Origin of the sequence: Solidesulfovibrio alcoholivorans DSM 5433, assembly GCF_000702665.1 — a bacterium.
GTDB classification, from domain to species: domain Bacteria; phylum Desulfobacterota; class Desulfovibrionia; order Desulfovibrionales; family Desulfovibrionaceae; genus Solidesulfovibrio; species Solidesulfovibrio alcoholivorans.
This window is the reverse complement of sequence record NZ_JNJA01000007.1, coordinates 128,127-151,869: the sequence shown is the minus strand read 5'-3', so window position 1 is coordinate 151,869 and position 23,743 is coordinate 128,127. Positions and strand designations below refer to the sequence as shown.

Below are 23,743 nucleotides of genomic sequence, written 5' to 3'. Positions count from 1 at the left end.
GGCCGCATCCGCGCGGTCCGCCATGGGGTGCCGGCTTTCGGCCTCAGATGCCGAGGTAGGCCGACTTGATGTGCGGGTTTTCGAGCAGCTGCGCCGCTTCGCCGGCCAGGGCCACGCGGCCGTGCTCCAGCACGTAGCCCCGGTCGGACAGGCGCAGGGAATGGTTCACGTCCTGTTCGACCAGAAGCACCGTGGTGCCGGTGTCGGCGATCTTGCGCAGGGTATCGAAAATGGATTTGACCAGGATCGGCGCGAGCCCGAGCGACGGCTCGTCGAGCATGAGCAGGCCGGGCAGCGCCATGAGTCCCCGGCCGATGGCCACCATTTGCTGCTCGCCGCCGGAAAGCGTCATGGCCATCTGGCCTTCGCGCTCGAGCAGGCGCGGCAGGAGCGCATGGACCTGGCGCAGGGTGTTGCCCCGCTCCTTGTGGGCCCGGGGCGTGTACGCGCCGATCAGGAGGTTCTCGGCCACGGTCATGAGCGAAAAGAGCCGCCGGCCCTCGGGCACATGCACGATGCCGCGCTCGACGATGCGCTCGGGCGGCAGGTTGTGGATGGGCTCGCCCCTGAAGAAGATGGCGCCCGCGCTCGGGGCCATGAGCCCGGAGATGGTCTTGAGCAGGGTGGACTTGCCCGCGCCGTTGCCGCCGATGATGCTCACGACCTCGCCTTCCTCCACGGTCAGCGACAAGTCGTTGATGACCTGGACGTCGCCGTAGGCCACGTCGATGTGTTCCACGCTAAGCAGCGTCATAGTCCCCCCCAAGGTAGGCCTTGATGACGTTTTCGTCCTTGGTCACGGCCTCGGGCGTGCCCTCGGCGATCTTCTGGCCGAAGTGGATGACCGCCACGCGGTCGGACAGGGCCATGACCGCGCGCATGATGTGCTCGATGACGAAGACCGTGACGCCGCGGTCGCGCAGGCCCTTGATGACGGTGATCATGTCGTCCACTTCCGTGGGGCGCAGGCCGGCCATGACTTCGTCGAGGAGCAGCAGTTCGGGGCCGGTGGCCAGGGCCTTGCCGATCTCCAGGCGCTTGCGGTCGGCGATGGTGAGGCTGCCGGCCAGGCGATCGCGCAGGCCGTCCAGGCCGAGCACGGCCATGACCTCTTCGGCCCGCTCCCGTGCCTTGACGGTGGAATTGGTGTGGAGGAACGCGCCGACCATGACATTATAAAGGACGGTCTTGCTGGCGAAGGGCTTGACGATCTGGAAGGTGCGGGCCAGGCCCAGCTTGCACAGGTTCCAGGGCTTGCGGCCGTTTATCACCTCGCCCTTGAAGCGGATGACGCCGTCGGAGGGCGGGTAGACGCCGGCCACGAGGTTGAACACCGTGGACTTGCCCGCGCCGTTGGGGCCGATAAGCGCCATGATCTCGCCCTTGGCGATGTGCAGGTCCAGGGCGCTGACGGCGGTGAGGCCCCCGAAGTGCTTGGTCAGGGCCGTGATTTCGAGGATGTTGGCGCTCATGCGGCGGCTCCCTTGGCGTTTGGCTCGCGCGTGATCTTGCGGGCCAGCTTGTCGTAGGCCGCGGCCAGGGGGGCGGTGAGCCCCTGCGGCTTGTAGAGCATGACCATGATGAGGATGAGGCCGAAGATGACGAGATGCAGGCCGGGCAACATGTCGCTGAGGTAGATGCGTGTGAACTCGTTAAGCGGCCGCAGCACCAGCGCGCCGATGACCGGGCCGGCGATGGTGCCCCGGCCGCCGATCAGCGCGATGAACGCGATCTCGAAGGAGAGGTCGAGGCCCATGAGGCCCTTGGGATAGAAGTAGAGCATGAGTTGGGCGTAGAACGTGCCGGCCAGCGCCGTGAAGAAGCAGGACAGGGCCATGGCCAGCAGCTTGCAGTTGGCGACGTTGACGCCGAGCGCCGTCGCGGCCTCGGGCTCCTCGCCGCCGGCGGCCAGGTAGTAGCCGATCTTGGAGCGGGAGATGAACCAGGTCAGCGCCAGCACAAGGATCAGCAGCGTCAGGATGATGTAGTAGTACGGCAGCTTGGACATGAACTGGTAGTGCCAGAACGAGGGCTCCTTGAGTGGAATGAGCAGGCCGCGGGGGCCGTTGATCTTAAGCGGCCCGAGGGAGTCGATGTTTTCCACCATGACCCGGATGCCTTCGGCGAAGGCGATGGTGCACAGGCAGAAGTAGGCCCCGCGCAGGCGGAATGTGGGCAGCCCGATGATGACGCCGACCAGGGCGGCGAGCAGCCCGCCGACCAGCATGCCGATCCAGGGCGAGACGCCGTACTGGAGGGTGAGGATGGTCGAGGTGTAGGCCCCGATGCCGACGAAAACCGAGTGCCCGAGCGGCAGCACGCCGGCGAAGCCGCCGACCAGGTTCCACGAGGTGGTCAGGTAGGCGTAGAAAAAGAGCAGGATGAGGATTTGCAGGTAGGTGGGGGATGTCACCACCAGGGGCAGCCCGAAGGCGATCAGGGCGGCCAGGCCGAGCAGCGAGGTGTCGAGTTGTTTTCGGCTCACGGTTGCGCCTCCTACCAGTCCTGTTTGTTGCCGAAAAAACCCGAGGGTTTCACGAACAAGATGATGAGGAAAATTGCGTAGATGATGGCTTCGGTCCAGGTCGAGGCCATGAACTGCGAAAAGACGGATTCGATCAGGCCGATGACCAGACCGCCGAGGAGCGCGCCGGGAATGCTGCCGAGGCCCCCGAGCACCACGATGATGAACGCCCGGATGTCGAAGACCACGCCCACGGACGGGTAGACATAGTAAAAGGGAATCAGCACGCAGCCGGCGATGCCGGCGATGGCGGTGCCGAGGCCGAAGGCGATATTGTAGACCTTGTACTGGTCGATGCCCATGAGGTTGGCGGCCTCGCGGTCCAGGGCCGTGGCCCGCAGTGCCATGCCGATCTTGGTCTTGCGCATGAAAAGGGCCAGCCCGATCGTGGCCAGCACGGCGATCACGAAGCCGGAAAATTTGGGGATGGAAAGGATGTACGGGCCAAGCGCCATGGACTTGTTGGAGATGGCCGTGCGCACGGTGCGGTACTCGGCGCCGAAGAGCATGAGCGAGAGGTTGTCGAGGACGTACCAGACGCCGGTGGTCACGATGATGACCGTCGCCGGCTCGCGGGTCTGCCGTTCGGCCTTGAACACGGGTTTGATCACCACATCCTGGAGATAGTAGCCGAAGACATAGAGGACGGGGGGAACGATCAGAAGGGCCAAATACGGGTGGATGCCCGTCAATTTGATCAGCCAGTAGGCGCTGAACATGCCGACCATGAGCAGGGAGCCGTGCGCGAAGTTGATCACCTTCATCACCCCGAAGATCAGGGTGAGGCCCAAGGCGGTCAGCCCGTACATGGAGCCCATCATGATGCCGTTGAGTGTCGCCTGAATCACCGCGGTCATGAGGCCAACTCCAGGACGTTTGCCCCGGGCGGCCAGCCAGGCCGCCCGGGGCGTTTATGGGGAAGCGTTCGGGTTACTTGTTGGCCGGAAAGACCGGGGTGTAGCCGGCGCGGCGGGCGGACTTGGGCCACACGGTCACGCGCTGGGGCTTGCCGTCGATCTTGGCCACCTGCACGATGACGATGCCGGCGTTCTTGTTCTGGCCGTCCTTGTCGAATTCCACGCCGTCGTAGGAGACGATCATGGCCGGGCCGGTGCTCAGCTTGGTCGAAGCCAGGGCTTCGCGGACCTTGGCCGGGTCGGTGGAGCCGGCGCGCTCCAGGGCGTCGGCGATGACGTACATGGAGGCGTAGGCGTCCACGGATTCGCCGGTCAGGTCGTAGCCGTACTTTTTCTTGAACTTGGCGTTGGTTTCCTTGGCGCCGGGCTTGTTGACGTCGGTGTTCCACTCGACCTCGTCGAAGATGCCGTAGGCGGTGTCGCCGGTGTTCTCCAGGAACTTGGGATCGGCGTGGCCGCCGCCGCTGGCCAGCACGACTTTCGGCTTGACCTGCATTTCGGCCATGGTGTTGGTCAAAAGGATGGCGTCGGCGGCGTTGGAGACGAGCATGACGATGTCGGGGTTGGCGGATTTGAGCTTGGTCACGACCGGGGTCAGGTCCGTGGCGGTGCTGGGATAAGGCTCGTCGAGAACGACCTCGTAGCCGTCCTTTTTCGCCAGTTCACGCCATTTCTCGGCAAAGCCCGTGCCCCAGTCGCCATTTTCGAAGACAAAGGCGATGGTCTTGAGCTTGGTGCCGGTTTCCTCCTGCATGTCCTTGAGGAAGCGGAACTGGTCGCGCACCCACCAGGAGTCCTTGGCGGCCACGCGGAAGATGTTCTTGAAGCCGCGCTCGGTGATGGTGTCGCGCACGGCGACCGGCACCACGAAGGGGATGCCGTAGCGCTCGGCCACTTGCGTCGCCGGGTAGGTCACGGCGGAGTTCCAGCAACCGGTCATGAGGTTGACCTTTTCGGTGTTGATGAGCCGTTCGGTCTCGGTCACGCCGACGGTGGGGTCGGACTTGCTGTCGGCGTAGATCAGCTCGAGCTTGGCCCCGCCGAGGGACTTGATGCCGCCGGCGGCGTTGATCTCCTCCACGGCCATTTCCCGGGCCTGCTTGCCCTGGACGCCGACCGAGGCCGACGGGCCGGAGAGCGGCTCGACGTTGCCGATCTTGACCGCCTTGTCGGCGGCCAGGGCCGGCGAGGCGGCGAGGACCAGGCCCAGCGCCGCGGCCAGGCAGCACGTCAGCAGCGATCCCTTGTCATGCGTTTTCATGGCTTTCCCCTTGGTTGACGGTTGCTGTCGGTCGGGCCAACGCCTATTTGCCGAGGCTTTTGGAAACCTCGCGAATGCCTTGTTCCATGATGTCCAGGCCGCGCGAAAGCTGCTCGTCGGTCGTGACCAGCGGCATGAGCACGCGGATGCAGTTGCCGAAGTTGCCGCAGGAGAGCACGAGCAGGCCGTGGTCCTGGCAGTACTTGACCACGCCCTTGGCCGCTTCGGGGCAGGGGGCCTTGGTCGTGCGGTCGGAGACGAATTCCAGGGCGCGCATGGCCCCGAGGCCGCGCGCGTCGCCGATCAGCGGGAATGCGTCCTTCCAGGCCGCGAAACGGGATTGGAGGGTGTCGCCCAGGCGCACGGCCGCGTCGAGGAGGCCGTCCTGCTCGAAGGCGTCCATGACGGCGATGCCGGCGCGGCAGGCCAGGGGGTTGCCGCCGTAGGTGCCGCCGATGCCGCCGACGTGGACGGAATCCATGATGTCGGCCTTGCCGATGACGCCGGCCAGCGGCAGGCCGCCGCCCATGCTCTTGGCCACGCTCATGAGGTCGGGCTCGATGCCGAAGTGCTCCATGGCGAACATCTTCGAGGTGCGGCCGAAGCCGGATTGGACCTCGTCGGCGACGAAGACGATGCCGAACTCCTCGCAGATGGCCTTGAGCTTGGTGAAAAATTCCACCGGCGGCACGACGAAGCCGCCTTCGCCCTGGACGGGCTCGGCCACGATGCAGGCGATCTGTTCGGCGGCGGCGGTACCGATGAAGAATTCGCGCATCTTGTCCGCGCAGGCCGCGCCGCAGTCCGGGTAGGAGAGCCCCAGGGGGCAGCGGTAACAGTAGGCGTAGTAGGGGTACTGGTAGACTTCCGGGGCCATGGGGCCGAACGCGAACTTGTAGGGCTTGACCTTGCTGGTGAGCGTCATGGCCAGGAGCGTGCGGCCGTGGAAGGAGTTCTTCATGGACACGACGCCGGCGCGGCCGGTGTGGCAGCGGGCGATCTTGACCGTGTTCTCCACGGCTTCGGAACCGCTGTTGACGAAAAGCGCCTTTTTCGGCGTGGGGCCGGCGGCGGCCTCGCACACGCGTTTGGCCAGTTCCACGTAAGGCTCGTACATCGTGATCATGGAGCAGGTGTGGAGGTACTTGTCGGCCTGGTCCTTGATGGCGGCCACGACGCGCGGGTGGCAGTGGCCGACGTTGAGCACGCCGATGCCGCCGACGAAATCGATGAATTCGCGGCCGGCGACGTCCCGCAGCAAGGCGCCCTGGGCGGATTCGACGAAAAAGGGCGTGGCGTTGGGATGGCCCTTGGGAACATAGCGTTCACGCAGCGCTTGCAGTTGGCTCGCCTTGTCAGTGGTGTTCACGGAGCTTCCTCGAAGTTGGCGGTTGAGGGCGAATACGCCCTGGAAATATGGCAACCGAAACGTCAGCTTGACTTCGCAGCAAAAACCACGCCAGGAGCGATATGAATTAATGTCCTGTTATTTTAGTATGTTGAAAATTCCTTTGCGCCTTTTGGCGCGTGCCCTGATTCAGAACAGAATCAGCAAATTTGTAAAAAATCAATAACGAAAGAGTGCTGGCACTGATTCTTTTTCGATTCAGCAACAGCACGCCTCCGGACTCGACCCGGCACGGCAGGGACCGCCGCACGCACAAAAAAACCGGGACAAATCGGAAACAGGGAAGGAGCAAAGGGAGTTGGCGCAATGCGCCCGCAGCAGGGAGGGGGAAAGCGGACCCGTCGCGGACGCGGCGACGGGGAAATGCTGATTCAGAAGTGAATCAATCCCGGGTCAGGGCATACCGTTTGAGCTTGCGTACCACGGTCGCCTGACTCACGCCAAGATAGGCAGCCATCTCCCGCGTGGTGCGGCAGGCGGCCATGGCCTCGCGCAGCCGGCGCTGGTTGGCCTGGTCCGTGGATTCGGCCAGGGTGCGCGGCGCGCCGCCGGACGCCTCGCCGCCCGTATCCCCGGCCAGGGCCTCCTCCAGGGCGTCGGTCAGGTCGTCGTCCTCGCTCATGACGAAGGCCTTCTGGATCAGGCTTACGAGTTCCCGCACGTTGCCCGGAAAGTCGTGGGCCTCGAGCAGGCGCATGGCCCGGGGGGAAAGCCGCTTGGCCTTGCCGTGGCGGGCGTTCTGCTGGGCCAGGTAGAATTCGGCCAGGCCGAAGATGTCGTCGCGGCGCTCGCGCAGCGGCAGGATGCGCACGAGAAACGTGTTGAGCCGGTAGTAGAGGTCCTTGCGGAAAAGCCGCCGCTCCACCAGATCTTCCATGTCGCAGTTGGTGGCCGCGACCACGCGGCATTCCACCTGCCGGGACATGCTCGCGCCCAGGCGGCGCAGCTCGTGGTCGTCGAGGTACTTGAGCAGCTTGGCCTGGGCCGCGAGCGGGATGTCGCCCACCTCGTCGAGGAAGAGCGTGCCGCCCATGGCCAGCTCGATCAGGCCTGCCTTGCCGCTCTCCCGCGCGCCGGTGAACGCCCCCTTCTCGTAGCCGAACAGTTCCGCCTCGAAGAGGTTTTCCGGCACGGCCGGACAGTTGATCTGGATGAAGGGCTTTTCCACGCGTGGGCTCACCTGATGCAGGAACTTGGCGAGCAGGCCCTTGCCCGTGCCGGATTCGCCGAGCAGCAGGATGCGCGAGACGTCCATCTGCGCAAGCTTCAGCAGCGTGCGCAGCGTGCGCTGCATCTGCGGGCTTTGCGCCACGATGTCCTTTTGCGACAGTTCGAAAAGCGACAGTTCGGCCAGCTCGCTGCGGTAGCGCTCCTCCACCTTGCGGGCGTGTTGCAGGCCCTCGCGCAGGTTGTTGAGCTCGGTCACGTCGCGTTCGTTGACCACGACCATGGCGATGCCGCCGCCCGGGTCGGGCACGGGCGAGGCCGTGACCAGCAGTTGCTTGCCCGTGCGCGTGATGTGCTGGATCATGCTGGCCTGCTTCTTCGTGGCCAGCACCTCCAGGGTGGCCGAGCGGTCCACCATGCCGTCGGCCACGATGCAGGCCACGTCCTTGCCCACGTAGTCCGCGGCCTCGATGGAGTTGAGCCGCTCCGAGGCGGCGTTGATCTCCAGGATCACGCCCTCGCCCGAACAGATCCAGATGCCGTCGGACACGGAATCGAGGATCGTGCGCAGCCGCGCGCCCACGAGTTCGCCGCAGCCTTCGCCGCCCTGGGCGCACAGCAGCGTCGCCCCGACCGTGCGCCCTTCGCGCACGATGGGCGTGACCCGGGCTCCGAGCGCCCGGCCGCCCTCGCTCAGGCGGATGTTGCCGGGCCTGCCTGTCGCGAGGATGGCCGACACGGCCTGCCAGAGCGCGGGGCGCGCAAGGGGCAGCGCGGCTCCGGGCGCGGCCGCCTGTTCGCCGAAAAGGGCAACGGCCGCTTCGTTGGCCGCGACGACCCGGCCGTCGGCGTCCACGGCCAGGATGGGCGCGGGAAGTGCGCGCAGGATGTCGGCGTCGCTGAAGGGGGCTGGCATGGGGGCTCCGCAAAAAATTCCAGGGAGCGGACCGGGGTCCGTTCCCTTCGCCGCAAAGTGGCATGGAAGCCCGGTCGGAGGCAACCGCGCGCGTCTGGCGAAGCCTTTCCCCGCCGAGCCGGAAAGCCGTCGCGGACCTTGCGCAGGGGACGCGTCCGGGCTTATAGGCCTGGACCCAATGGGCCCCGGGCCTGTTGCGCGCCGTCTCCAACCTGTTGCGTATATTTGTAACGCACTGTTTTTAAAAAATTTATTACGACGGTGACGGCGCGCCCGCAGCGCAAGGCATTCCCGGTCGGGAATTTCGTCAACGCCAGCACAGGGGGAAATCATGTTGCAGCTTTCCAATCCCAAGCTCTTCCGCGAAGCCTGCCTCGTCGGCGGCGCATGGGCGATCGCGGCAAGCGGCGAGACCATGGCCGTGCACAATCCCGCGGACGGCAGCCCGGTCGGGCGCGTGCCCCAGCTGTCCGGGCAGGAGATCGAAGCGGCCATCGCGGCGGCGCATGCGGCCTACAGGCCCTGGGCGGCCAGGGCCGCGTCCGAGCGGGCCAAGATCCTTGAAAAATGGTACGATCTGGTCGTGGCCAGCGCCGACGACCTGGCGCGCATCCTCACCACCGAGCAAGGCAAACCCCTGGCCGAGGCCAAGGGCGAGATCCTCTACGCCGCGTCGTTTCTCAAGTGGTTTTCCGAAGAAGCGCGGCGCGTCTACGGCGATGTGATTCCCGCGCCCACGGCCGACAAGCGCCTCCTCGTCATCAAGCAGCCCGTGGGTGTGTGCGCGGCGATCACGCCCTGGAACTTTCCGGCGGCGATGATCACGCGCAAGGCCGGCCCGGCGCTGGCCGCCGGCTGCGCCATGATCGTGCGCCCGGCCGCCCAGACGCCGTTTACCGCCCTGGCCCTCGGGGAACTGGCCGTGGAGGCGGGCGTGCCGGCCGGCGTGTTCCAGGTTGTCACCGGCAAGTCGCGGGAGATCGGCGCGGTGCTGACGGCGAGCGACACCGTGCGCAAGCTCTCGTTTACCGGCTCGACCGAGGTCGGCCGCCAGCTCATGGCCCAGTGCGCGCCGACCATCAAGCGCATTTCGCTCGAACTCGGCGGCAACGCGCCGTTTATTGTCTTCGACGACGCCGACCTCGACGCCGCCGTCGCCGGGGCCATCGCCTCGAAGTACCGCAACGCCGGCCAGACGTGCGTCTGCGCCAACCGCCTCTACGTGCAGTCCGGCATCCACGACGCCTTCGCCGCCCGCCTCGCCGAGGCCGTGGCGCAGATGCCCATCGGGCGCGGCGACGCGCCCGGCGTGCTGATCGGCCCGATGATAGACGCCAAGGCCGTGGAAAAGGTGGAAAGCCACATCGCCGACGCCCTGGGCAAGGGCGCGAAGCTCCTGCTCGGCGGCAAGCGCCATGCCCTGGGCGGTTCGTTTTTCGAGCCCACCATCCTCTCCGGCGTGACGCAGGCCATGCGCGTGGCCAAGGAAGAGACCTTCGGCCCTCTGGCCCCGATCTTCCGCTTCGACACGGAAGAGGAAGTGGTCGCCGCGGCCAATGACACCGAGTACGGCTTGGCCGCCTACTTCTACACCGAGAACGTCCGCCGCGCCTGGCGCGTGGCCGAGGCCCTGGAATACGGCCTCATCGGCCACAACACGGGCCTTGTTTCCAACGAAGTCGCGCCGTTCGGCGGCGTCAAGCAGTCCGGCATCGGCCGCGAAGGCTCCAAGTACGGCATGGAAGAGTACCTGGAGATCAAATACATCTGCTCCCAGATCGGCTGATGCGCAATGCCGGGGGAGAGAGGCCTCCGGCGGCCAGGAGGGGCGACGGCCCCTCCTGGACCTCCCGGGAAGGGGGGACGCGCCCACGAAACCTGGGCCGCGCAACGAAAACCGCGCCCGGGGCCTGCCATAAGGCTCCGGGCGCGGTTCTTGATTTGTGGCGACTTGGCGCGATCTGGCGCGATGCGTTCGGCTACTTGCCCTGGGGCAGGTAGTATTTGCCGTCGCGCGGCACGGCGAGCTTTTTTACCGCCTCTTCCAGGCCGTGCAGGGTGACGTAGGCCACCTCCTTGTCCTTGGCCAGCATCGGCAGCAGCACTTTCCACTGTTCGTTGGTGAACTCGTCCGGCCCGTGGGAATACAGGCTGAGCACGCCGCCGACTTCCTTGATCTTCTTGAGGAACGCCGCGACCTTCGCGGCGAAGTCCGGGCTGGCGACGTCCGTGCCGAAGGCGTCGCGGGGTTTCACCGCGTAAATCCGGTAGAGGTCGTAGCCGTCGGGCGATCCCAGGGCGGCAGTGCCGGCCGTGCCCACACGGCCGCAGGTCATGCCGAGATCGACGGTGACGGCGCGCGTGACGGAATCGTTCACCAGGAACGGATAGATCATGGACGTGGCCGGATGGTCGGGCATGCCGGCCTTGATGTCCTCGAGCGCTCCGGCCATCTCGTAGCGGGAGCTCTTGGCCGTGTCCATGAACAGCGGCGCGAAGCCGTTTTTGAAGAAGATGTCCGTCTTGGCGTCGGTGGCCAGGTAGCGCGACCGGAGATTGGCGTTGTAGGGGTCGCCGAGTTCCGCGGTCACGCCGCGCACGTCGTTCAGGGCGTCCACGAGCTGCTTGAGGCTCGGGGTGCGCCCTTCTTCGGACAGGTCGAGGCTCGCCACGGGTTCGGGGTTCTGGTTGACGAAGATTTTCAGGGTCTGCTTTTCCTCATCCACGGCGGCGTAGGCGGACTTTGCCGCCGGGTTGGCGTAGCGCAGGCGGATGGCCGCCCCCGGGGCCACGGGCACGTGGTCGCGGGTGTGGTTGGCCACTTCGTGGCCGGCGGCGATGTGCCGGGACATGAGCGCGTAGTCGGCGGGGGTGGCCTTGGCCGTGTTGAGCGCCAGGGTGGTCTTGATGCCGTAGGCGTCGGCGTCGTCGGCCAGCTGCGACCACAGCTGCAGGTTGGCGAGATCGTCTATGATAACGGCGAGGTAGGCTCGCGGACCTTTGCCGGGCAGGGGCACGCCCTTGGTCGCGGCGGAGAGGCCTTGCGCCGGCGCAGGGGCGGCCGATGCCGCCAGGAGCAGGCAGGCCAGCGCGAAGCGGCTCAGGATTGCGAAGGAACGGATGCGCATCATATTTCCTCTCATGGTCAGCCCCCGGGAAGTGCCGAGGGTTCATTTCGCCTTTACATCCGGCGCATGACGGTCCCATTCGGGTCGCTTTCGTCTTTGAAAGCGTGACCGTGCGCACGCGACGTTTCCTTAAGATAGCAACGCCATGCGGGAAGACAATGCCGGCGCTAGCGTTTGAGCCCGGACAAGAAGGTGAAGAGGGATGGCGAGTTGCCGCCGAGCCGCCAGATGGCGAGCTTGCTGAATCCCGCCGCCTGCGCGGCCTGCCACAACAAGTCCATCGTCTGTCCGTCGGCGTGCCAGACCTCGTGGTCCTTGCCGGCGTCGTCGCGGTAGTGGCTCACAAGATAGCCGTTGCCGGGCGAGCGCGTGGGCGTGGCGCGGGTCTTGGCGAGCAGGGTCCGGGCCTCGGATTCCGTCAACTGGCTGGCCTTTTGCGAGCCGGTCCAGTCGAAGCCGCCCGTGGCCAGGGCCAGCGTGGTGGCACCGAGCGCCCCGATGGCGCGCAACGCCGCGGCCTGGGCCGCCAGGAACTCCGGCGTGGCCTTGGGGCCGGGGCCCGAATGGAAGCCGAACAGGTTGTAGCCCATGAGCACATACTGCGGCCCGGGCGGCAGGGGCGTGGCCAGGTAGCGGCGCTGGGGCTGGAGCAACACGGCCAGGGCCAATCCCTCGGATGCGGTGCGCGCCTGCAGCGCGGCCACGAAAGTCAGGAAATTGGGCCAATCCGCTTCGGCCACATTTTCATAATCGATTTCGATGCCTTGGAAATGATGGCGCTTGGCCAGCTCCACCAGGGCGTCGATATGCCGGGCCCGGGCTTCGGGCGTGGCCGTCAGGCGCGACACCAGGGGCGGGTCCTTGAGTTTCAGGCCCTTGCCCGAGGCCGCGACCACGTCGTTGACCACGGTCAGGAAGACGGGCGTGGCCCCGAACACGCCCGAGGCGTCCCGGCCGAGGATTCTGGCCCAGTCCGGGGCCAGGGACGGCCGGTCCTTTTCGTCGAAATTGGCGGAAAAGACCCGGATGGAATCAAAAAGGCCCGGATGGGACCGGAACTCGGCCAGCCCCCGGGCGAGATCCCAGTCGGCGATCCAGGCGGTGAGGGCCCAGGCCCGCGCCGGGAAAAAAGACAGAAGCACGAACGCGCACGCAAGGGCCGCCGCCAGGAGGGTAATCCCCTGGCGGACGGCCCGTGGTCTGCCTAGAACGTGTAGTTTATGCCTGCCCATGCTTCGTTGAGGTTGTAGGTGGGGGAACTGAAATAGGAGTACTTCACCGAGAACTTTAACCGCTCTTTGAGGGTGATGTCCATGCCTGCGTTGACGCGCCAGATGTTGCGCCAGTCGTTGCTGCGGTCGCGCGAGGGGCCGTAGCCCACGCTGCCGTTGATGTTGAACCAGCGCGTCGGGGCGTAGCCGACGGTGGCGTAGGCCAGGTGGGTAGCCAGGTCCAGGGGCGCCCAGTACTGGGTCGGATTGCGGTCGCTGTTGGCGAACTGGAAGGCGTAGCCCACGGAAAACAGCGGGTATTCGAACAGCCGCGCCAGGAGGCGGCCGTCGACGAATCCGGAGTTGTTGCCGTCGCTGCGCGAGATGCCGTGCAGGTTCAGGAACAGGTCGTAGTAGTTGAAAATCCGGTTGTGGGTAAAAAGGCTCAACCGGTTGGCCATGATCTGTTCCGAGATGGCCTCCACGGTGTCGATGCGCTCGTGGGCGGCCTGGACGTCCCAGGTGCCGTCGATGGGCACGCCCTTGGGCGCGAACGGACCGTGCAGGGTGGCCTGACCGTTGAGCCAGGTGCTGGGGCCGCCGTCGGTGTTGGTCAGCTGGCCTTGCGCTTCCAGCCAGAACTCCGGATGGAAGAACCAGCGCGCCCCGACCACGAGGTCTTCGCCGTCCAGGTACTGGGTGCGGCGGGAATTGAGCACGTTGTAGACGTCGGAGGCGCTCAGGTAGCCGTTCGCAATGGTGTTGGAGACGGCCCGCAGCATGTAGCCGCGCCGCTGGTAGCTGTCGATGGACCATTCCACCCGGCCGCCCTTGGCGAAAACCACGAGGCTGTCGAGGACGTGGACTTCGCCGCGCAGGCCGTACCACCAGTAGCGGCGGTTGTCGCTGTCCCACCAGGTGTTGATGCTGGCTTCTGCCTTGGGCCTGGTGCGCAGTTCGGCCCGGCCCAGCTGGATATGGGTGCGTTCGGCATCGGGATCGACGGCCACGGCCTTTTGGGCCCGGGTCACGGCCACGGGGTCGTCGTACATGTAGTAGGCGTTGACGGCCTTGTGGTAGGTCAGGTCGGCAGGATTGGCCTTGAGCTCGTCGGCTTCCTTGAAATAGTTCTCCGCCTGTCCGAGCTGTTCCTGCCAGGAGTAGACCTTGGCCAGTTCCAGGGAGACCTGGCGCATGGGGTTGACCTGCTCCAGGTAGCGGGTGAGCCCGGCCGTGTCCAGGGACGGGGCCACGGCCTTGGCCGCGATGCGGTGGGGATCGGACAACGGGGTCCAGTAGCCTTCGCTGTTGAGTTCGAAGGCCATGGGGAAGGTGTCCGCCACAAGTTTCCGGTAGGCTTCCCGGCCGGCGTCGGTTGCGCCCAGGATGTCCTGGGGCGCGTCGCCGCCGGGGTAGAAGAAGACCGGGCGGGCGTCGCCGAAGATCACGCCCTGGGGGTCCAGGTCATGCAGCCGTGCGGCCAGCCGCGAACCCGGCGTTTCGTCGGGCGGACAGGCCTGTGCGCCGCAGGTGTTCCACAGGTTCAGGGCGCCGGGCGTCTGGCCGTCCGCGCGGGGCGGGTTGTGGTCGGTCAGGGCCAGGGACCAGCGGCCGTTGCCGGCCAGGGCGCGGACCATGGCCAGATCCGGCAGATAGGGCGTGCCGGCGGTCAGTGATTCGCCGCCGACGACCAGCATGGCCTTGCCTCCGACCTCGGCCAGCAGCGCGTCGATCTTCTTGAGCACGGCCGCGTCGGTGCGGTCCACGATGAGGAAGACCTGGGGCGCGAGGTTGGTGTCGCGTTTTTGCAGGGCGGCGTCGCCGGCCGGCCGGTTGGCCAGGTCGTCCGCACCAAGGAAGCTGCCGCCGGCGGCGGCGATGGCCCGCAGGTGGTCGGCCATCTGCGACAGGCGCACCTTGCCGGGCGTTTCGGCGTCGCGCACGTCGGCGTAATACAGGCACAACACCGGGCTGCCCGGGCCGAAGTCCCGGATGGTGTGCAGCGCCGGGTAGGCGGGGCGGAAGTCCTGGTCCGCGGCGGCGGCCACGGCGTACTGCAGACGCAGCGTGGCGTTGTCCGGGGCCAGTTTCATGAGTTCCTGGGCCGCCTTGTAGGCCTTGGCCGCCTTGCCGGTGTATTGGTAGATGTTGAAGTTGCCGCGCACAGCCGGGAGGTAGGCCGGGTTGTTCTTAAGCAGGGCCGTGTAATGGGCCTGGGCCTCGTCGTACTTTTTCTGGTCGAGCAGGGCCTGGGCGAACATGTTCTGCACGATGGACGAGTCGGGGTCGAGTTCCAGGTAGCGCCTGGCATAGGCCTCGCACAGGGCCGGGTCCTTGGCGAACTCGGTTGCCTCGGCGGCCTGACGCAGCAGTTCCTTGTTCTCGGGGTGCTTGGCCAGCCCGATTTCGGCCTGGTTCAGGGCTTCCTGGTATTCGCCAAGGGAGAGCAGCGCCTCGCACAGCACGCCGCCGAGCAAGGGCGAGGCCGTGTCGGCGTAGGTGCGGGACAGGGCGGCCACAGTCTCGGCGTAGCGGCTCTGGCGGTTCAATGCGAGGCCCAGGCCCGAAAGGTAGTCCAAGGAAGCGGGCCGGGTGGCGAGCAGGGTTCGGTACAGGGCTTCGGCCCCCTTGGCGTCGCCAAGCTCGAGCTTGGCGGCGGCCGCCGCGCTGAAGACGGCACGGTCGCCCTTGGCGACCATGGCGTCGAACCAGCCGGCCATCCGGCGGGCTTCGTCGTAGCGGCGAGCGGCCGCGAGCAGCCCGATCACGCGAAGGCGCAGGGCGGTGTCGTTCGGGGCCAGGGACACGGCTTCCTGGAAATGGGTCAGGGCGGTTTGGGCATTGCCGTCGAGCAGGGCGAATTCGCCCAGGGCGTAGCTGCGGTCGAAGGGCGTGGCCTTGGCCAGGGCCCGGTCGAGCAGGCCTTGCGCCTTGGCGTTGTCGCCCTGGCGCTTGGCGTAAAGGGCCAGATAGAGCATGGCCTGGGTCTGGCCGGGATCGGCGGCCAGGGCGTTTTCCAGGAACACGGCCGCCTGGTCGTACTGACCGGAAGTCCACAATACCCGGCCCGCTTGGGCCCAGACCGGGGCCATGGCCCGGGGCGAAACCCCGGCGGCCCAGGCAGGCGGCGTCAGGAAGAAAAAGCCCTGCGCCATCTGGTATTCGACCAGGGTGCGGGCGATGCGCAGGTAGACCTCGTCGGCCAGTGCCGGGGACAGCGAACCGCGCACGACCTGGCCTTCCGGGGAAAAGCCGACCACCGCCACTTGGCCGAAACCGCCGGCCGGCAGGGTGGACACGACGCGCATCTTGTCCAGGGCGACCTGGGGCTGCCCGCCTTGCAGGGCGGCCATGGCCCCGAACAGATCCGGGTAGGGGCCGGCCGGGACGGCGGGCAGCACCTTGCCCACGAGGTCCCAGCGGTTGGCCACGGCAAGGCTCCAGGCCAGCCCCAGGGGCGTGACCTCGGGCGCGTTGGCCTTAAGCAGCGTCATGGCCTCGCCGGTGCGGCCGGTCTCGATCAGAAGCGGCACCACGCGGGCCACCAGCGGATCGCCGGCGGGCAGTCCTTCCTTGAGGGACTGCCGCCAGAAGGACAGGGCCATGTCCGGGCGCTTGGCCGCCCACAACCGCCAGCCGATGTCGCGCAGGATGTTCCCGCGCACGTCGAGGCCCTCGATCAGGTTTTCGATGGAGGCGATGGCCTTGGTCGGATCGCCCTTGGCGCCGATGCTGCCGACCATGGCGTCGGCCAGTTCGATGATGCGGTCGCGGAAGGGACGGCGATTCTTGATCTGGCGGAATTCCTCGGCCGCGCCGGCGTCGTCGCCCCGGCTCCAAGCGGTCATGGCCAGGCCGAAGTGCAGGCCGTCCTGATCGGAATCGGCGCGCAGCCTTGCCTCGAAGGCGTCCGCCTTGTCGTTTTGCCCGGATGCCCGCAGGGCAAAGAGGTATTGGCCTTGATAGAGGGAGTTCTTGGGGGAGAATTGCAGGGTTTTTTCAAGAAAATCGGCGGCGCGGGAGTAGTCCTTGGCCGTGAGGCGGGCGTCGGCGATCCAGCCGGCCCAGAGGCCCACGTCCGGGGCATCGCGCCATTTGGATTCCCACAGGTCGGCGGCGGCGGTGGGCTGGCCCTGGTTGTAGCGCACCCAGCCGAGTTCGCCGGTCACGGCCACCGGGTCGTAGCCGTTGGCCATGGCCTTGTCGAGCAGCTTCTGGGCCAGTTCCAGGCGCTTTCCGGTCAGGGCTTCCTTGCCAGCGAAGAACTGGAGCGCGGCGAAGGCGTTTTTCTGCGAGGCCGGGCTCGGGGCGTCGGCCAGTTCGCGCAGGGCCCCGGCATCGTCTTGCGCGTAGCCGAGGGCCAGACGCTTCACGGTCTGGCCCTCGGTCGAGGCGGGTTTCCACGCGGCCATGAACCGCGCCAGGTTGGCCTTGGCCTGATGGCGCGGCAGCAGATCCGCGATCAGGGAATCGGCCATGCCCTCCTTGATGCCGGAGACGTACTGGTCGAGCCGGGACGTGCCCTGGTCGCCAAGGCTCAGCAGGGCCCTGACTTCCAGCACGTTGGTCTCGAGGTCGTCGGGTTCGGCCTTGAGGACCACGGCCAGGGTATCGAGGGCGCCGGCATAATCCTTGGCGGTGATCTGGATGCTGGCCTTTTGCCGCCACAGGGGAGGGTAGGCCGGGTCCTGGCTCAGGGCCTGGTTGATCATCTCCAGGGCCTGGTCGGTTTGACCCCGGGCCTCGGCCTGCTGGGACTGGCGCAGGAGCGTGACCACCGAGGCATCCGCTCCGAAGGAGGCGGACGGGGCGACCAGGACGAGCGCCACGAGCAGGAGAAGTTTCTTGATCATGGCGCGGCTACCTCTTTCCCTGATAGAAGATTGCGGCGTCGTCGGGGCCGGGTTCGCGGTACAGCATGCGAGCCCTGTCGAACCGGTTCTTGAGCGCGGTCATTTCCTCGGCGTCCTCCGCGCTCGGCGGCGCGTCGAAGAGCAGCCAGTCCGCCGCCAGGGCGACGTTGCTCGCGGTCAGCCGGGCCGCCGCAGCGGCGGTCAGGCGCACGGCGGCGGAAAAGCCCTGGGCGTGCAGCGTGTCCAGAAGCGCGGCAAGATCCCGCAGCTCGGGGAAGGCGTCCAGGGACAGCACGAATCCGCGCAACAGCTTGGCGAAGACCAGGGAGGCCGGGGCGTCCTTGACGAAGCGCACGGTTTCCGTGATCCGGGCCGCATCCGCGCCGGTCATGTCGAGATAGGCGTTCACGCCCTTGGACGACACGGCCACCATGGCGGCGGCGTCGCCGACCGGGTCGCGGGTCAGGGTGTCGGCCGGCAACACCATGGCCGTGAGCGTGAGGGAATCGTCGAGGTTCACGTTGGCCACGCGCGCCGTCTGGACCCAGCGCGGCGGAAAGGCGGTCAGGCGCAGGTCCCCGAACAGGGCCGGCTGACGCATATTTTCGCCGAGCGAGCCAAGGGCGAAGCTGCCCCGGCTGGTGTCCGCTGTCAGGGGGATGGGGTAGGTGCTCGCCACCGTGCCGTCCACACGCAGCAGCAGGCGGTTGGACTTCACGCAGCACTCGAGCGTCACCGGGCCCTTGTGATCCAGGGGCAGGACGTACTGGAAGATGGTGTTGAGCGAGGTGCCGTTTTTTTCCTGGACGAGCACCCGGTCCGTGGTGGTCTGGACGCGCACGAAGGAACCCGGGTCGCGGTAGCGCAGGTACACGAGGCTCGCGCCTTCGTCCGTGGGGTAGACTTTGACCTGGCACAGGAAGTTCTCGAACCCTTCCGAGCCGCGCAGCCGGGCGAAGGGGGCCTTGCCACCGGCCTGGCTCAGCATCAGGCGCGCTCCGTCGGCGGCGATGCCGCCGGTCGTGACCTGCCACAGGCCCTGGCGCACGGAATCGGCGAAGTCGAGGTAGCGCGAGCGGGGCATGCGCGATTCGATCTCGAGGAGCAGGCGTTCGGGGGTCCAGTCCGGGCCGATCTGCATCCGGGTGAGCTCCCGGGGTTTTTTTTCGCGGTCGTTGTAGCTCTCGCCGACCCGGGTGAAGGCAATGGGGAAATGCTTTTCGAGGTCTTGTTCCACCGGGCGGGCGAGGGCTTCCGGCATGCTCACGCCCAGGGTGTTGGCCGGGGTGAACAGGTAGCCCACCGGGGCGATGCCTGTGGCCTCCTTGATGGAGCTGGCGGCCAGGCGGAAATCCTCGGCAGCGCGGGCGTCGAACTGTTCCTGGGTTTCCACGGGGTTGCCGTTCGGGCCGTCGATGAGCGCGGTCAGGTAATGGGAGTAGCCGCCCTGGGGTGTGACGTTGATGAGATTCCAATTGTAGCCCATGGAATTGACGTCCCAGAAGGGGTTCTCCGCCACTTTCCGGACCTCGCTGTCGCGGACGAAGAAGCGGTTCCAGCCCTTGAGGTGGCCCCCGTAGAGGTAGAGGGAGGCGTGGTAGCCGGTTGCCTGAAGGGCGGGCTGGCTGAAGAGCACGGAGTCTTTGCGGCCACCCTCGAACATGAGGTAGAGCGCCTTTTCCGGCAGGGGCTTGCCCTCGTCGTAGAAGGCGCGCACGTCATCGGAGGTGATGGTGCGGTAGCCGGCCTTGGCCAGGGCCTGCAGGTGCTCGCGCAGCCGGGTCTTGGTCATCAGCGCCGGCACGTCGTCCCTGACGGTGAGGCCGCCCACGGACAGGGCCACGAAACCGTCGCGCTGGCTCCAATTGGCCCGGTCGAAGACGGGCGGCGTGCCGCGCGTAAAGGCTGTTTGATAGATCAGGTAGGCCGCTAGGCCCAGGATGGCGTATTGGAAGATGTAGCGAATGGTTTTTTTCATGGCGTCGCCCCTGGGGCTTGGGGTTTGTTAGCTGCGTTCCTGTCTGCCGGTTGCCCTGTCTAATGCGCTTCGGAATCAAAGTGCGAGGGCCTGGTGCCCCATGAAGACTTCCAGAATGTCAACACGGCCCAGACGATCTGCCACAACAGGACGAACAGGTAGAAGAAGCAGAAGGGCACGCCGTAGAACCAGAGATTTGAGCGTTTGAGGAAGAGGTAGGACGTGCACATGAGCATGCTCATGAAAAACACGCCAGCGATGTACGTGACCGGCCAGATGCCATAGGCCCACGGCATGAAGACGAAGGCCCGCAGCACCACCACCGGGGCCAGGACCGGCAGCAGGAAGCCCAGGTAGAAGGAGATGGCCATGAAGGGCTCTTTTTTCCACATGAAAAGGCAGGCCCGCAGGCTCTCCCGCAGCCAGGACCGTTTCCAGCGCATCTGCTGGCTGAAGAACTTGCTGTAGGTCGAGGGGACGATGGTGTGGGTCACGGCCGTGTGCTGGTACACGGCGTAATGGCTGCCGAGGACGTAGTTGGTGAGGCTGCGGTCGTCGCCGAAGGTGGCGGGCTGGCCGAGGTAGGTCTGGTGTTCCCAGGTGTCGAGGTAGCGCATGAGCACGTCGCGGCGGTAGGAGGCCAGGGGGCCGGAGAGGCAGGTCACCACGTCGAAGATGCTCTCGGCCGCCTTGAAGATGCGAAAGCCCACGAAGTAGCGCACGGCCTGCATGCGCGTGAGCATGTTGGTCCACTTGTTTTCCACCTCGCACCGGCCCGTGGCCGCGCCCACGCGCTGGTCCTTGAGCGGCTGCACCACCTGGAGCACGGAATCGGGCTGGAGGAAGCTGTCGGAATCCACGAACACGATGACGTCGCCCTTGGCCCGGCGCGCCCCGGCGGCCATGGCGTGGCGTTTGCCCCGGTTCTCGGGGAAGACGTGGATGATGAGCCGTTCGCCCACTTCGTCATAGACTTTGTCCCGCACGGCCTTGAGCGCGGCCACGGAACCGTCGGTGCTGCCGTCGTCCACCACGATCACTTCCAGGAGTTCCTCGGGATAGTGCTGGTTGAGGCAGCCGCGCACGGTGCGCTCGATCCATTTCTCTTCGTTGAAGCAGGGAACGATGATGCTCACGCTCGGGGTGAAGTTCACGTCCGCCGGATAGGGCCGGTACAGGGCGGCGAAGAAGAACCGCGACAGCAGGTAGAACAGGGCGCACAGGCCGTAGAGGAAGACCGGCACGTCGAACCAGAAGTAGAAGATGCTTTCCTTTTTGATGAACCAGACGCCGATGAGCGCCAGCATGATGCCGAGCAGGGCCGCCGCCTCGAAATAGCGCCAGCGCCGACGGCGCAGGCTCTCGGTGATGGTCCGTTCAAATTGGAAGGCCGCGTGGCCTGTGGCGGAATCCACGCGTACGACGGTGGCGGGCAGCTTGAGGTAGGATTCGTAGCCTTCGGGCATGGTGCCGGCGTTCAGGAAGAAACGCAGCATGGCCTTTTGTCCTACGCGCAGTTTCTTGTCCGGCGAAAGCAACATGCCGCCCTGGGACAGGTTGACCACGTTGCCCGAGCAGTCGCGGTACTTGCCGTCTTCGGAATAGACGTCCGCCTTGCCTTCGGAAAAGTAGCGGGTGTCATAGGTGCGGCGTGTGGCTCCCTTGGAAGGGATGTCCGGCAGGAAGCGGCGGTCGGGTTTTTCTCGGGGAAAGACTTCCATGATCGTCGTGGCTCCCTGGAGGTTGCGGCCGCAGGCTGGCCTGTGGGGCTGCCGCCCGCATCCGAGTGTCGGCCGTTTTGTTTCACATTATGAAAAACTGATCCGCTTTTGTTGCCGTATCGGGCGGACGGGGCGGCGCTTCTTTTCGGGAATCGTCGTGACCTGTTGCAACAACCCGGAATCATCTTTCTGAGATCGTTTATCTCTTTCCGATGCACACATGGTAGGCCTGCCCTTGGGGTCCAGGAGCGGGTATCGTTTTAAAAGAGGCCACGGGAGAGAAAGCAAGGGTGATGCCAGGGAGAGTGATTCTCCGAAATAGCAAGGAGGCAGGGAAAAAAGAGGAAGCCGGGCAGAGAGGGGAGGCGCTTAATGAAGCAGCAGAAGCAGCAACCCAGGGGTCGGCGTCGGGACGGCATTGCCCGGCCACTGGTACAGACCCACGGCCGGGATGGTGCCTGCCGGCACGGTATGGCCGCCGAAGTCGGTCATGGCCGTGGTGTAGACGGCACCGGCCCGCAGCAGGGCCGAGTCGGCCGTCGGCGTGTAATCGGCCACGTCGGGCCAGGGCTCCGTGCGTACGTAGGTGGCGCCGGAGGAAAGCTGGCCGTTCGTGGCCACGTATTCGCGGATGTTCTGGAGCGTGGCGAAGGTCACTTCGGTGTCGGCGCGCAGGACGTCGATCAGCGCCGTCCAGTCGCTCAGGCTGTATTCGTCTTCGCCATGGCTGTAGAGGGAGATGGCCGCACCGGTGAATTTGGCCCACTCCAGCAAGGCCGAGACGCGCCGGGCCAGGGTGGCGGCGTCCAGGCCCTTGCCGAAGGCCTGCCCCGGCTCGATGGACCAGATGTTGAGCGTGTCGTAGCCGCCCGGGCTCGTGCTGGACGTCCAGAAGCCGCCCATGGCGTAGGAGCCGTAATAGCCGCCGCGCGCCGCGGTGAACCCGGCCGCGCCGGTTGCGGCGATGGTGTCATTGTCCGCGCCGAGGAAGGGGTAGACGAAGCTGTTGCAGACGTAGGGGGTGCTCGAGTTCGGCTGGGTGAGCTGGCTTTGGATGGTATCCTTGGGCGCGGTGATCTCGTCGGCGAAAAACTGCGTGTCGTTTCGCGCCAGGGACACTTGTACGTTCGGCGTAAGGGTCACGCTTGTGGCGTTGAGGTCCCGGGAAAGAACCGGGGCGGTGGTGTAGCTCGTGCCGGAAATGGCGATCGCGCTGGCGGCAAAGCCGTCCAGGGCGTTGATGGCGCTGCTCAGTCCGCCGATGGTGTCGTAGCCCGTGGCGGCGAGGTCGAAGGAGGCGACGGTCGAACCGCCCACGGCCAGCGTCAGGGTTTGGGCGGCTGCGTCGGTGCTTGTCACGGTCAGGGTGGCGTCGGCATTTTCGGCGGTCACGTTCAAGAGGTTTTTTTCGGGCAGATAGACATGGTGGGCGGTGTGGGCGGCCACCTCGTTCCCGGCGTTGACCAACCCCTGCATGATGCCCCAGTCCGTGCTGCCGATGTCCTCCGTCGCGTTCAGGGCCAGCGTGGTGCGGATGCCGTAGGCGTTGGCCACGGCCGACATCTGGCTCCACATGTCAAGGTGTATGGCGTCGTCGATGCCGAGGTTGACAAGCGCCTGCCGGCGGCCGTGGGTGAGGCCGGGCGAGCCGGGGACGAGGGGGGAGTCCTCGGTCACGTTGCTGCCGAGCTGGGTGCTTTGCGTGATGTTCACCGGGGACCGGGGCTGGGTCAGGCAGTGGGTCAGGGTCACGGGAGCGGCGGCCGACAGGCTTTGGATGAGGGAGGGGGAGTTGAAGCCGTTGGCCATGAGCAAGCAGTTTTTGAAATGCACGCCGTCCGTGACGGAGGCGCTCGATCCCGCGTAAAGCACATATCCGGAAAAGCCGGCCAGCAGGCAGTTGTTGAAATCGATCCGGGAGGCCGTGTGGGGTTGGATGTAGTTGAACTGCATGTCCGAGAACAGGCAGTAGTTGAATGTCACAGGGGATGTGGTTGAGGCGATGGAAATGGCTTGGCCGTATTCCGTACCACGGCGTACGCCGGTGATGGTGCAGCGGGAAAAGGTCGCCCCGCCGGCACCGACGGACAGCAGCTGCATGCCTGGGCCGAGGGTGCACTGCTCGAAGGTCGGCGCGCCACCGGTGATGCTGACGACCACCGTGTATTGGTCCGTGTTTCCCGTGCCGTCGAACACAATGCGCCGCCACGTGGTCTGCGCGCTGACGGTGAGCACGGGCTGGCCTTCGACGCCCCGGATGGTGACCGTGCCGTTCTTGCCGCTTGCGGTGCTGCCGGTCACGGTGACGCCGGCGACGCTGGCCGTGAGGGTTTCCCCGCTGTACGTGCCGCCCGCGATTTCAACGGTATCGCCGGAGCCGGCTGCGGAGAGCCCCTGGGTCACAGTCTTGCAAGCCGTCGCCCAGGAAGAGCCATTGCCGCCCGCGGAAGCCGCATCGACATAAAAGGTTGAGGCTGCGGCCGGGGTGGTGAAATTGAGGACGATGGCCAGTGCGGTCAGAAACGGCAGACGAAACAAGACTCCCTCCCGACGTCGGCGAAGCACTGCATTGGCGGATACCATAATTGTAGCCAGTCGTATCCGGGATATTGCGTTGAGGCAAGGGGACAGGGGAAAGGGCGATTGTTCGATGGGCGGG

Annotated in this window: 14 protein-coding genes; 1 reads left to right on the top strand and 13 read right to left on the bottom strand. The window is 66.1% G+C overall.

What is annotated here, in order from left to right; all coding sequences use genetic code 11:
• Window positions 1-43: 43 nt before the first annotated feature.
• The 7 genes from Q368_RS0113770 to Q368_RS0113740 all read right to left on the bottom strand — a co-directional run bounded on the left by Q368_RS0113770 (window position 44) and on the right by Q368_RS0113740 (window position 8,193).
• On the bottom strand, window positions 44-754 hold the full coding sequence (locus tag Q368_RS0113770; RefSeq protein WP_043785986.1) for an ABC transporter ATP-binding protein: 711 nt from the start codon (window positions 752-754) through the stop codon (window positions 44-46).
• Window positions 741-1,472 (bottom strand): ABC transporter ATP-binding protein, encoded by a 732-nt coding sequence (locus tag Q368_RS0113765; RefSeq protein ID WP_029459636.1) that lies wholly within the window; start codon window positions 1,470-1,472, stop codon window positions 741-743. Before Q368_RS0113765 ends, Q368_RS0113770 begins: the two co-directional genes overlap by 14 nt.
• Window positions 1,469-2,485: a branched-chain amino acid ABC transporter permease gene (locus Q368_RS0113760; RefSeq protein ID WP_029459635.1), complete on the bottom strand. Its 1,017-nt coding sequence runs from the start codon at window positions 2,483-2,485 to the stop codon at window positions 1,469-1,471. The genes Q368_RS0113765 and Q368_RS0113760 overlap by 4 nt, the downstream gene beginning before the upstream one ends.
• Window positions 2,486-2,496: 11 nt before the next feature.
• Window positions 2,497-3,381 carry a branched-chain amino acid ABC transporter permease gene (locus Q368_RS0113755; RefSeq protein WP_029459634.1) on the bottom strand — a complete coding sequence of 295 codons (885 nt, stop codon included), beginning with the start codon at window positions 3,379-3,381 and terminating at the stop codon, window positions 2,497-2,499.
• A gap of 73 nt (window positions 3,382-3,454) precedes the next feature.
• Window positions 3,455-4,702: an ABC transporter substrate-binding protein gene (locus Q368_RS0113750; protein ID WP_029459633.1), complete on the bottom strand. Its 1,248-nt coding sequence runs from the start codon at window positions 4,700-4,702 to the stop codon at window positions 3,455-3,457.
• 43 nt (window positions 4,703-4,745) lie between these two features.
• Window positions 4,746-6,071 (bottom strand): 4-aminobutyrate--2-oxoglutarate transaminase, encoded by a 1,326-nt coding sequence (gene gabT, locus Q368_RS0113745; RefSeq protein ID WP_029459632.1) that lies wholly within the window; start codon window positions 6,069-6,071, stop codon window positions 4,746-4,748.
• Window positions 6,072-6,492: 421 nt separating this feature from the next.
• Window positions 6,493-8,193, bottom strand: a complete 1,701-nt coding sequence (locus Q368_RS0113740; protein ID WP_029459631.1) for a sigma-54 interaction domain-containing protein — start codon at window positions 8,191-8,193, stop codon at window positions 6,493-6,495.
• Window positions 8,194-8,524: 331 nt separating this feature from the next.
• Here Q368_RS0113740 and Q368_RS0113735 point away from each other — a divergent pair, with 331 nt between their 5' ends.
• Window positions 8,525-9,979 (top strand): NAD-dependent succinate-semialdehyde dehydrogenase, encoded by a 1,455-nt coding sequence (locus tag Q368_RS0113735; protein ID WP_029459630.1) that lies wholly within the window; start codon window positions 8,525-8,527, stop codon window positions 9,977-9,979.
• Between the two features lie 193 nt (window positions 9,980-10,172).
• Here the strand turns inward: Q368_RS0113735 and Q368_RS0113730 are convergent, their stop codons facing one another.
• The 6 genes from Q368_RS0113730 to Q368_RS0113705 all read right to left on the bottom strand — a co-directional run bounded on the left by Q368_RS0113730 (window position 10,173) and on the right by Q368_RS0113705 (window position 23,622).
• Complete coding sequence (locus Q368_RS0113730; RefSeq protein WP_029459629.1) at window positions 10,173-11,321, bottom strand: polysaccharide deacetylase family protein; 1,149 nt, start codon at window positions 11,319-11,321, stop codon at window positions 10,173-10,175.
• A gap of 167 nt (window positions 11,322-11,488) precedes the next feature.
• Window positions 11,489-12,463, bottom strand: coding sequence for a glycoside hydrolase family 18 protein (locus tag Q368_RS0113725; RefSeq protein WP_245611348.1), 975 nt, complete (start codon window positions 12,461-12,463; stop codon window positions 11,489-11,491).
• 62 nt (window positions 12,464-12,525) lie between these two features.
• Complete coding sequence (locus tag Q368_RS0113720; protein WP_029459627.1) at window positions 12,526-17,385, bottom strand: tetratricopeptide repeat protein; 4,860 nt, start codon at window positions 17,383-17,385, stop codon at window positions 12,526-12,528.
• 7 nt (window positions 17,386-17,392) lie between these two features.
• Entirely contained in the window at window positions 17,393-19,363 is a 1,971-nt protein-coding gene (locus Q368_RS0113715; protein WP_029459626.1) for a polysaccharide deacetylase family protein, read from the bottom strand.
• Between the two features lie 59 nt (window positions 19,364-19,422).
• The gene (locus Q368_RS0113710) at window positions 19,423-21,084 is read right to left on the bottom strand and encodes a glycosyltransferase (protein WP_029459625.1); all 1,662 of its coding nucleotides are present in this window, start codon (window positions 21,082-21,084) and stop codon (window positions 19,423-19,425) included.
• Between the two features lie 369 nt (window positions 21,085-21,453).
• Window positions 21,454-23,622: a polysaccharide deacetylase family protein gene (locus Q368_RS0113705; RefSeq protein ID WP_156955734.1), complete on the bottom strand. Its 2,169-nt coding sequence runs from the start codon at window positions 23,620-23,622 to the stop codon at window positions 21,454-21,456.
• Window positions 23,623-23,743: the final 121 nt, after the last annotated feature.

Coding starts and splice junctions, on each gene's coding strand:
- Q368_RS0113715 (WP_029459626.1), bottom strand. CDS start 19,363: ATGAAAAAAACCATTCGCTACATCTTCCAATACGCCATCCTGGGCCTA.
- Q368_RS0113750 (WP_029459633.1), bottom strand. CDS start 4,702: ATGAAAACGCATGACAAGGGATCGCTGCTGACGTGCTGCCTGGCCGCG.
- Q368_RS0113710 (WP_029459625.1), bottom strand. CDS start 21,084: ATGGAAGTCTTTCCCCGAGAAAAACCCGACCGCCGCTTCCTGCCGGAC.
- Q368_RS0113755 (WP_029459634.1), bottom strand. CDS start 3,381: ATGACCGCGGTGATTCAGGCGACACTCAACGGCATCATGATGGGCTCC.
- Q368_RS0113730 (WP_029459629.1), bottom strand. CDS start 11,321: ATGCGCATCCGTTCCTTCGCAATCCTGAGCCGCTTCGCGCTGGCCTGC.
- Q368_RS0113765 (WP_029459636.1), bottom strand. CDS start 1,472: ATGAGCGCCAACATCCTCGAAATCACGGCCCTGACCAAGCACTTCGGG.
- Q368_RS0113770 (WP_043785986.1), bottom strand. CDS start 754: ATGACGCTGCTTAGCGTGGAACACATCGACGTGGCCTACGGCGACGTC.
- Q368_RS0113740 (WP_029459631.1), bottom strand. CDS start 8,193: ATGCCAGCCCCCTTCAGCGACGCCGACATCCTGCGCGCACTTCCCGCG.
- Q368_RS0113720 (WP_029459627.1), bottom strand. CDS start 17,385: ATGATCAAGAAACTTCTCCTGCTCGTGGCGCTCGTCCTGGTCGCCCCG.
- Q368_RS0113735 (WP_029459630.1), top strand. CDS start 8,525: ATGTTGCAGCTTTCCAATCCCAAGCTCTTCCGCGAAGCCTGCCTCGTC.